12 protein-coding genes are annotated in these 9053 nt (G+C 53.9%); 7 read left to right on the top strand and 5 right to left on the bottom strand.

Translation table 11 applies throughout. The annotated features are described in order from the left end of the window. A partial coding sequence (locus tag B2067_RS10180) for a YchJ family protein (protein WP_301388354.1) occupies window positions 1-250 on the bottom strand: 250 nt, incomplete at its 3' end. After that, a complete protein-coding gene (locus B2067_RS10175) occupies window positions 247-1269 on the bottom strand; it encodes a DUF3549 family protein (RefSeq protein ID WP_301388353.1) in 1023 nt (340 codons plus the stop codon). The genes B2067_RS10180 and B2067_RS10175, both read right to left, overlap by 4 nt. An 87-nt stretch (window positions 1270-1356) precedes the next feature. On the opposite strand from B2067_RS10175, the gene B2067_RS10170 reads away from it, so the two are divergent. Continuing rightward, entirely contained in the window at window positions 1357-1617 is a 261-nt protein-coding gene (locus B2067_RS10170; RefSeq protein WP_068443880.1) for a DUF1761 domain-containing protein, read from the top strand. Here the strand turns inward: B2067_RS10170 and B2067_RS10165 are convergent, their stop codons facing one another. Beyond that, window positions 1618-2208, bottom strand: a complete 591-nt coding sequence (locus B2067_RS10165) for a DedA family protein (RefSeq protein ID WP_068443877.1) — start codon at window positions 2206-2208, stop codon at window positions 1618-1620. Window positions 2209-2410: 202 nt separating this feature from the next. Here B2067_RS10165 and B2067_RS10160 point away from each other — a divergent pair, with 202 nt between their 5' ends. After that, window positions 2411-3268 carry a class I SAM-dependent methyltransferase gene (locus B2067_RS10160; protein ID WP_068444418.1) on the top strand — a complete coding sequence of 286 codons (858 nt, stop codon included), beginning with the start codon at window positions 2411-2413 and terminating at the stop codon, window positions 3266-3268. Here the strand turns inward: B2067_RS10160 and B2067_RS10155 are convergent. Continuing rightward, a complete protein-coding gene (locus B2067_RS10155; RefSeq protein WP_068439149.1) occupies window positions 3258-4250 on the bottom strand; it encodes a diguanylate cyclase domain-containing protein in 993 nt (330 codons plus the stop codon). The genes B2067_RS10160 and B2067_RS10155 overlap by 11 nt on opposite strands. Further along, on the bottom strand, window positions 4237-5175 hold the full coding sequence (locus B2067_RS10150) for a GGDEF domain-containing protein (protein WP_068444416.1): 939 nt from the start codon (window positions 5173-5175) through the stop codon (window positions 4237-4239). The genes B2067_RS10155 and B2067_RS10150 overlap by 14 nt, the downstream gene beginning before the upstream one ends. A 114-nt stretch (window positions 5176-5289) precedes the next feature. Here B2067_RS10150 and B2067_RS10145 point away from each other — a divergent pair, with 114 nt between their 5' ends. From B2067_RS10145 to B2067_RS10125, 5 genes are all read left to right on the top strand, one after another. Continuing rightward, on the top strand, window positions 5290-6546 hold the full coding sequence (locus tag B2067_RS10145; RefSeq protein ID WP_076513169.1) for a glutamate-5-semialdehyde dehydrogenase: 1257 nt from the start codon (window positions 5290-5292) through the stop codon (window positions 6544-6546). Continuing rightward, complete coding sequence (gene nadD, locus B2067_RS10140) at window positions 6530-7174, top strand: nicotinate (nicotinamide) nucleotide adenylyltransferase (protein ID WP_297533126.1); 645 nt, start codon at window positions 6530-6532, stop codon at window positions 7172-7174. Before B2067_RS10145 ends, nadD begins: the two co-directional genes overlap by 17 nt. Window positions 7175-7192: 18 nt before the next feature. Beyond that, entirely contained in the window at window positions 7193-7549 is a 357-nt protein-coding gene (rsfS, locus tag B2067_RS10135) for a ribosome silencing factor (RefSeq protein WP_068444159.1), read from the top strand. Beyond that, window positions 7546-8013 carry a 23S rRNA (pseudouridine(1915)-N(3))-methyltransferase RlmH gene (rlmH, locus tag B2067_RS10130; protein ID WP_301378219.1) on the top strand — a complete coding sequence of 156 codons (468 nt, stop codon included), beginning with the start codon at window positions 7546-7548 and terminating at the stop codon, window positions 8011-8013. Before rsfS ends, rlmH begins: the two co-directional genes overlap by 4 nt. Window positions 8014-8022: 9 nt before the next feature. After that, window positions 8023-9053 (top strand): penicillin-binding transpeptidase domain-containing protein (locus B2067_RS10125; protein ID WP_301388350.1); only part of this gene is annotated, 1031 nt, incomplete at its 3' end.

The raw sequence follows: 9053 nt of genomic DNA, 5'->3' as shown, positions 1-9053 counted from the left end.
CCTCCAGAATATCGAGCCCTGTCCACCGGGTATCGGCGGCGAACTCCAGGGTTTGCGGGCGATAGTCCTTATGCCAGGTAGCTAACAGATAATCGGCATTTTCCAGAGCGAAGGCCGAGTAGCGAGAGCGCATCAGTGCCGTAGGCGTCGGTGCGACTTCACCCTCATGGTACAAACCACAACAAACTCTGTAGTCTTTACCACTGTTGCAGGGGCACAAGGTTCCCGGTTGGGCCTCATTCAGACTCATTGCACACCACTGCGGGCTGCGCTCATCAGCACACCAATAGCAGCTCCCAGCTCATCGCTGCGCTGCGGATTACGGAAGGCTTCTAAAATCTGTTTACGCTTGCCCGGTAAAGTCATCAGATCGGCCACCAGAGCAAGGAATACATCCTGTCCTGCCTGAGCAAGTTTCTCGAGATACAGGCTCAGCGTGTCTCCTTCGAGGTCATTCCAGCAGCGACTTCCGACAGCACTGAGAATCTCGACTTCACTCGCCAATGGATGCTGCAACACCAGCTGCAAAACCTCCCGACGGTGGTTAACGCTGACACTCTGCGACATCGCGCGGCAATAGAGCGCGAGTGCTGTGGCGTCGGGCTGGCCTTTCATAGCTTCAGCCAGCGAGTCTGTCAGGGCAATGGTCAGATTCACATCAGGTTCGGCATTCTCAAGAAAGCCCAACAGAACATGGCGCGGAACACTCGCACCAGCGTTATCCATTTCGGGCAACGCCTTCTGCAACAGCTCGCTGTTATTACTTTCATCCAGCCTGGCGACAACTTCAGCAATCCCTTGCAGCCCCAACTGCTGCCAGTTCTGCCAGCCAGTATCGCCGCTGAAATAAGCGCGTGCCGTCGCGTAGTACTGCGTCTCTGGCTGCTTCAGGGTTTTCAGAGCAATAGAGTGGAAGTACGACATACGGTTGCCATCGGGCTTAAACGCACAAGGCGCCTCACCGTGATCTTTATCCGGATGCTGTACGACACGGAGCCAGTGCTGCAGAAACTGATCACGCGGTCCCGGCTGCAGGATATTCTGCTCATCCAACGGCAATTTCAGAAACCAGATATTGTGTTGCCCCGGTTCATCCGGATTCCAGCTGAGAATACCGACCCAGGCATGACGTAGATAAGGTGTTGGATAAGGTCGGGCCAGATCCTCAATCGCTTCAAATTCGCTCAGACCAATCTTTGCTATTCGACGCCCAAGATCAAACACGCGCATACGGGCGCCTGTGCTGGCAACAAACTGAGTGATAGACACAACCTTCTCCTACAGTAATTCAGGTGCGCATGGTATCAGGTTTTCGTTATCATTGAGTCTCAATCAAGACACCCTGAGGACCATAAAATGATGTTAATTGCAGCCATTATTGCCAGCTTCGTATTAGGAGCCGCGCTGACTGCATCCGTTCTGGGTAAGCGCTGGAAAAGCGCCGTCAATGAAGCAAAACAGGAACTGGAAGGTATGGCTGAGCGTTACAAAGCCCATGAGCAGGAGAACCGCGAACTACGCCAGAAGAACGCCGACCTCGAATACCAGATGGGTTCCCTTAAGAAAGACCTCGCGTATGAGCGCAGCCGCCATTCCGACGACTCTGCCAGTCATTGATCAGCGATGACGTTGATTAACCAGCACACTGACCACCAGTGCAATCAGGGTGGCAAAAGCGAGCAGTGCAGCAATAACGGGGAGGTCAAACGTATCGCGGAATGCCTCACCCAGCCAGTACATGGTCGCCAGATACGCCATGCCCCAGGCAGGCGAGGAGATGGCATTGGCAAACCAGAACTGACGCGGTGACATACGCATAGCACCCGCTACCAGCGGCACCACAGGACGAATAGGCCCGATAAAGCGACCTGTCATAATGCTCCATATGCCCCAACGCTGAAAGAAAGCTTCACCGCGTGTCAGCCAGTGCGGGTGACGCTGAAAGAACCGCCAGCGGTGAACAGCAGGACCGGCGCGCTGCCCGAGCAGGAAGCTGACGCCGTCCCCGAGAAAAGCCCCAGCAGTGCCACATGCGACCCATAACCAGAGAGGGATATCACCCGCAGCCGCAGCCAGAGTCAGGGCCAGCAACAGGCCGATTCCCGGCACCAGTAAACCCACCACAGCCAGTGACTCCACCATTGAAATACTGAAAACGGCGAGCAACAGCAGACCGGCGCCCCACTCAGAAACATTTATTTCGCCCAAAAATCCTCCAACGCGTACTTTCCGGCCAACACCTGTCCATTACGCAGGCTTTCGTCGATTTTGCATAGCATTTGCACGATTATTGACAGGTAAATGCATTGCGCCCCACGTAGATATACAGTTAACCTTCGTCCCACCAATATAAACAATAAGGAATGGCGTGCGATGAGCCCCGGCTCACGACACTCCCCCGGATACTACAATGAAGTCAGCGTCTACAGACACCTCGCGAATCAGCGTCAGTGCCCATTACACCGGTTACATCTGGTACAAACACGGCCTCTCAGCACGAGGGTTTGTCACCCGAGCCGGACAGTTTGCAAACGCGACTCTGGCTCCCGTCAATGCTCTGTTACGAGCACTCGCTGGCGCCGACATTGATATCTTCCTGCTACAACGCCACTCGGTCATTGATCATCAGGTCAAAGAACTAATTGAAAAAGAGGGCGTGACCCAGGTGGTCGAACTCGCGTGTGGCCTTTCGCCCCGTGGCTACCGTCTGAAACAAGCCTACCCGCAATTGCGCTACATTGAAGGTGACCTTCCTGGTATGGCAGCTCGCAAAAAAGCGCTTCTTGAAGAAGTAGGACTGGTCGAAGGACATGAAGTTCGCGAGTGCAACATCCTCAATGCAGACGGCCCCGCTTCGATCGGCGCCCTCCTGAGCGACCTGGATCCTACGCAGCCAACATTGATCATCACCGAAGGGCTGGTGAACTACTTTGAGCTGGATGAAATCCGTGAAGTCTGGTCGCGTATGGCGAGCGGATTGAAAGCTTTTCCGAAGGGATGGTACGTAACGGATTTATACCCTGACTTTGCCGAACATCCGTCTTATCGCTACGTAAAATTTGCGCAGAAGCTCGTCGGTCTTTTTACTCGTGGGCAATGGCCATTGCACTACCCTTCCGATACCGCCATCAAAGAAGGCTTTCAGGAAGACGGTTTTGACGACGTTGAGGTCCACGACCCGGCAAGCTTTTACGGCAAGCTGAGTCACTTGCCGGAAGTAAAAATTCAGACGCTGGTGCGCATCATTAAAGCGGGCATCAGTCGCTGAAAGCCGCCAACTGAAGACTGGTTTTCTGCTGTTTATTGAGCCGCTTAAGTAAGCGTTTTTCAATGGATTCGCTGTCTTCATCGGCATTGCGCGTTACCGCAGCGATGCTGATGGATACTTCAGCAAATGGTTTCCAGGATTGCTCCTGCACTTTGCGCTTAATCCGTTCCATCAGAACGATTGCGCCCTCTTCACCGCAATTGGGCAGAACCAACATAATCAGGTCATCTTCGAGCCTGAATATATCGTCTTCGCCACGAATCAACTGACGGATCTTTTTCACGAACTGCGGCATAAACTGAACCACAGAACGATTACCGTGCAAGTCTATTAACTGGCGATAATCATCAAGCACAATGCCGATCATGCTGACGCTCTGCCGCGTCGCTTCGCCCCGCGCCAACTCCCGCTCAAGAAGATGATAAAAGTGCTCCCGGTTATAGGCGCCTGACACCTGATCGGTCAGCGCCAGCCGCTGCAGAGACGCACCCTTCAACAGCGTCAGATAGGAAAAACACCAGGTCGAGAGCACCAGCAGAGAAAAATTAGTGGTGTAACGCACGGCGGTCTGGACATCCACCTTACCCCAGAGAATCACCCCCATCGCGCTGGCAACGAGAACATTCACCACAGTGGCATGCTGCATGGGTAAGCAGAAGTACGTAAACATCGGCATCGCGAACAGGTAGTGGATCATAAGATCGGGATACCTTGGTAATTGCAGCAGAGCTAACCCAGCAAGCGCCGCCACTAAGGGATAGTTCACCCACAGAAAAGAATCGCGATCACGATTGATATAGATGTACGCCGCACTGAATAAAAACGCCGGAATCGAAATCGCATTCGCCAGTACCAATGAATACAACCCTTGGCGGTACTGATCGTAGATCAGCAACAGCAATGCAAAAGCCACCAGCGAATAAACGATAACCTGCAATCGGGGCAGCAGTTGTTCCTGCGGCGGCGTATTAAAGCTGATCATTGAGCTTTCTCTCTATCCGTTCTATCAGTACATCAACATCATCTTCCGGGCTGTACACATCGCGGTGCAGCCGGATATCGGCGAGCCCTTCGAAACGACCACTGCCTTCAAGATCATCCATCAGGTTCTCACACAACGCGTCTACAACGTTTTCGGTACTGTGTGGCAGCAACACAACAAAGACATCAGAATCCAGGCGGTAACAGGTATCAAAACGACGCAGGCAGCGCTTGAGGCGTTTGCTCAGATAGCCCAAGCGGCTTTCGTACTCCTCGGTTTTCAATACCTGCCAGCTGGCCGGTACCGCAATGCCAACCAGACTGAGCAGGTCAATCTGGCGGTCAGCACGGGTCATTTCCTTGGAAAGGTCGAGCCCCAATTGGTACTGGTTGTACACCTGCGTCACCGGATCGGTATTCACAATGGCGCTCAGACCATGATTGTGGCGATCATTGATCAGCGCATACATAACTGCGAAGGCGTAGCAGGCGCCGTAGGTGAACAGAATCTGCAGACGCAGATAACTGTCGAACTCGCTGATTACCATAAGCACCATGGCGGTGCTGTAAATCAGGGCAAAGTAGCTGGCAACATGAAAGGGAAATAAGAAGTAAATATAGCCGGGGACGAAGTAGACCCAGTGCACCACATCTTCGCTGCGCTGCATGCCGAACAAAGTAAACAGACACAACCCAAAAATCATCAACCATTCGGTCACGGGCGATGATCGCTGCTGACCTCGCAACAGAAGAATCAGTGCATACAACAACAGAGCAAGAGCAAATCCAGCAGCAACCGCCGCGAAGACAGTACGTGCTTCGACCAGATCCAGCACAGCGATGATGCTCAACGCCAGTGCTGCAAACAGACAATAAATAACCTTAACCTGCAGCACTACCAGACTGTGAAAGCGTGCTTTTTCCATGAATAACGGGTTCCTGACAAACTCTGACCTCTCGGCCTCCGCTAAACAGTGTAGTAGTTCGTGTATACTATCGCACACTCTGACTTACAGACTTTCCGTTTTAAGGTATTCCAGATGAACGTTGCTGACTATATGCAGACCCTTGGCCAGCAGGCCCGGACTGCATCCCGCGCTATGGCCCGGGCGTCCACCAATGACAAAAACCGCGCATTGCTCGCCATTGCTGACGAAATCAGCAATAGCCGCGACGCTCTGCGTGCCGCAAATGCAGAAGACATGGCACGCGGCGCAGAAAACGGCCTGGATGCAGCCTTGCTGGACCGCCTTGAGCTGACTGACGCGCGCATCGACACCATGATCGAAGGCCTGCATCAAGTCGCTGCTCTGCCTGATCCCGTGGGTGAAATCACCGACATGAAGTACCGTCCGAGCGGTATTCAGATTGGTAAAATGCGCGTTCCACTGGGCGTTATCGGTATCATTTACGAAAGCCGTCCGAACGTGACTATTGAAGCAGCCAGCCTGTGCCTGAAGTCGGGTAACGCCGCTATTCTGCGTGGCGGCTCTGAGGCCATTGCCTCTAACAAGGCGCTGGCTGAATGTATTACTTCTGCACTGAACGCTGTCGGTCTGCCAGAAGCCTGCGTTCAGGTCGTTGAAACCACCGACCGAGAAGCCGTCGGTCAACTGATCACTATGCCGGAATACGTGGATGTCATTGTACCGCGCGGTGGTAAAGGCCTGATCGAACGCATCAGCCGTGACGCACGCGTTGCTGTGATTAAGCACCTTGATGGTATCTGCCACGTTTATATCGATCGCGAAGCGGATCGCAGTAAAGCAATCAACATCGCGATCAATGCCAAAACGCACCGTTACGGCACCTGCAACACCATGGAAACCCTGCTGGTTCACGCAGACATTGCCGGGACCATTCTGCCTGAGCTGGCCGAAGCCTATGAGCAACTGGGTGTAGAACTGCGAGGCTGTGAACAGGCGCGTGCAATTGTCTCCGATATGGTTCCTGCGACAGAAGACGACTGGCACGAAGAATACCTGGCCCCCATCCTGGCTGTGAAAATTGTCAAAGATATGGACGAAGCCATCGACCATATCAACACCTATGGCTCTCACCATACCGACAGCATCATCAGCGAGAACTACACACTGGCTCGTCAGTTCCTGACTGAAGTAGATAGCTCATCTGTGATGGTGAATGCATCTACGCGCTTTGCCGACGGTTTCGAGTATGGCCTGGGTGCAGAAATTGGTATCTCCACCGATAAAATCCACGCTCGTGGTCCTGTCGGCCTCGATGGTCTTACCTCTCAGAAATACATAGTGCTGGGCAACGGTGAAGTCCGTAAGTAACAACGCCTCTATTGCCATACTGGGCGGGACCTTTGATCCCGTCCATATTGGTCACCTGCGGATCGCAATACGTCTGCGTGATGCAGGTTTCGATCAGGTGTTACTGATTCCTAATTGTGTCCCCCCTCATCGTGATCAGCCTCTGGCAACAGGAGAACAACGCCTGCGTATGCTGGAGCTCGCGGTCGCAGAACTGAACGGTATTGCACCCAGTGATATCGAGTTGAGTCAGGGTGACACCAGCTATTCAGCTCGCACGGTCGCCCTGCTCAAGGAACAATACCCTCAAGCCAACCTCACCTGGGTTATGGGCACCGATGCCTGGAATGGCTTTGATCGCTGGAAAACACCCGAAGACATTCTGGCCCGGGCCAATGTACTGGTGATTTCGCGCCCCGGAGACCAGGCTCGCACTGATGGCTGGCTTGGGCAGATTCTCGACAAAAACCGCTGCCAGCTCAGTGAGTTACACGAGACTCAGCACGGAGGCGTCTGCCATCAGGCCTGGCCAGAGCTGGATATATCTGCATCCGACTTGCGTCAGGCACTCAAGCAAGGCGACAATATCGCCTTTCTGACACCCCAGCCGGTGTTGGACTACATAAAAGAACACCAACTGTACCGATAACTTTACCGACAGGTCTGCATGCAAACTGAGCAAATCAAAGAGCTCGTCATCGACGCTCTGGAAGACATGAAAGCACATAACATCACTGTGCTGGACGTACGTGGGCGCACGTCCGTCACCGATTGGATGATCATCGCCAACGGTACCTCTAACCGCCACGTCACTGCCGTTGCAGGCAATGTCGAAGAAAAAGCAAAACACGCAGGCCTGAAACCGAACGGCACAGAAGGCCGTGCTGCTGCTGACTGGGTACTCATCGACCTGATCGATGTGGTTGTGCATGTTATGACTGAACAAGCCCGCCACTTCTATGATCTCGAACGTCTCTGGGGAGAAACACCCGACGCTGGGCAGGCAGGACAGAAGGACGCATGAAGATACGGCTGCTGGCCGTTGGCAATAAAATGCCTGCGTGGGTAGAACAGGGTTATCAGGAATACGCGAAGCGCCTGCCACGTGATTGCAGCCTTGAGCTGGTCGAAATTTCTCCCGGCCACCGCGGAAAAAACGCCAGCTCCGACAAAGCCATGCAACAGGAAGCTGATGCACTCAAAAAAGCGATCCGACCGGGCGAGCATGTCGTCGCATTAGCTGTCGAAGGCAAACCTTGGTCGACCGAGCGTTTAGCAAAAGAGCTGGAAGGCTGGCGCAACCAGGGTGGCGATGTTGCCCTGTTAGTCGGCGGTCCTGACGGTATGACGGACGACGTACTGAGGCTGGCCAAGCAACGCTGGTCTTTATCCCCCCTGACACTGCCCCACCCGCTGGTCAGGGTGTTATTGTCAGAACAGATTTATCGCGCCTGGACGATTCTCCAGGGTCACCCGTACCACAAGTAAGGCTGGAGTATGTGGGAACAGTCGATCAGGGATAAGGCCTACGAGCGCAGACTCTTCCGCGCACGAGCCATCGTCGCTGCTGTTCTTGTCGTATCGGCGCTACTGACCCTCGCCTGGCGCATGACCTACCTGCAGGTCACACTGCACGAAAAATATCAGGACCTCTCTGAAAACAACCGGGTAAAAATACGCCCTATCGCACCTAATCGCGGACTGATCTACGACCGCAACGGTGTACTTCTGGCTGAAAACATTCCTGCCTACAGCCTAACTCTGGTGCCCGAGAAAGTAGATAACCTCCAGGAGACTCTCGCCTTTCTTGATGAGCTGGTTGGCGTGTCTGAGCGGGATCTCGAGCAGTTTGAGAAACGCTCGAGTTACCGGCGCCGTCCATACGAACCTGTGGTACTGCGTCAGCGGCTGAGCGAAGAAGAAATTGCCGCCATCATGGTTAACCGTTTCTATCTGCCCGGCGTTGATGTTGAGGCGCAGCTTATTCGACACTATCCGCACGGCGATGCCTTTGCACACGTGCTGGGTTACGTCGGCCGGATTAACCAGCGGGATCAGGAACGCATTGAGGACGATGAAGAAAGCCAGCGCCGCTACAGCGCGACCTCCCATATAGGTAAAACCGGTATCGAAAGACGCTACGAAGATATTCTCCATGGTGACGTAGGTTATGAGCGTATTGAGACTAACGCCCGCGGACGCCTGCTCAGAACCATGCAGCGGGAAAACCCGAAACCGGGCACCGATCTGACGTTGCATCTCGACAGCCGGCTCCAGTTGCTTGCCGCAGAATTACTTGAAGGGCGCCGCGGTGCCGTTGTTGCTATCGAAGTGGAAACCGGCGGCATTCTCACGCTATACAGTAACCCCGGTTACGACCCGAACGCCTTTGTTACAGGGATTTCCTTCGATGATTACGAAGCGCTGACCAGCAGTCTCGACAAGCCACTCTTCGATCGGGCGACGCGTGGTACTTACCCACCCGCCTCGACCCTGAAACCTTTTGTCGGTCTTGCCGCTCTGGAAGC

Source organism: Thalassolituus sp. UBA2590 (assembly GCF_002339775.1).
In the GTDB taxonomy this organism is placed as follows: Bacteria; Pseudomonadota; Gammaproteobacteria; order Pseudomonadales; family Oceanobacteraceae; genus Thalassolituus.
Note: the sequence above shows the minus strand (reverse complement) of the source record. Positions and strands in the feature narration are given on the sequence as shown.